Source organism: Stenotrophomonas sp. HMWF003, assembly GCF_003061285.1.
GTDB classification, from domain to species: Bacteria; Pseudomonadota; Gammaproteobacteria; order Xanthomonadales; family Xanthomonadaceae; genus Stenotrophomonas; species Stenotrophomonas maltophilia_AP.
This window is the reverse complement of the sequence record NZ_QAIW01000370.1, coordinates 1-357: the sequence shown is the minus strand read 5'-3', so window position 1 is coordinate 357 and position 357 is coordinate 1. Positions and strand designations below refer to the sequence as shown.

Annotated in this window: 1 protein-coding gene; it reads left to right on the top strand. The window is 77.3% G+C overall.

Features of this window, described 5'->3' with window-relative positions; all coding sequences use genetic code 11:
* The coding region (gene rhlB, locus DBR34_RS23305) for an ATP-dependent RNA helicase RhlB (protein WP_258223975.1) at positions 1 to 357 on the top strand (357 nt) is incomplete at both ends.

The window sequence follows — 357 nt, the reverse complement described above, 5'->3', positions numbered from 1 at the left end:
TGCGGCCGAAGAACAGCGTCGTGGCGGTGGCAGCAGCAGCGGTCGGGGTGGCAAGCCGTCGTCCGGTGGCCGTGGCGAACGCCGCGCGCCGGGCGAGCGCAGTGCCGACGGCAAGCCGCGCCGCGAGCGCAAGCCGCGCGTGGAAGGCGAGGCCCCGGCCGAAGGTGAGCTCAAGCCGCAGGTCGCCGTGGCCCAGGCCGCCGTCGCCGTCGCTGCGACCGACGCGCCGAGCGCCGCGGGCAGCCCGGCCGTGGAAGGCGAGCGCGCACCGCGCAAGCGTCGTCGTCGTCGCCACGGCCGTCCGGTCGAAGGCGCCGAAGGTGCCGCACAGCCGGTGACCCCGGTGCAGGTAACGGC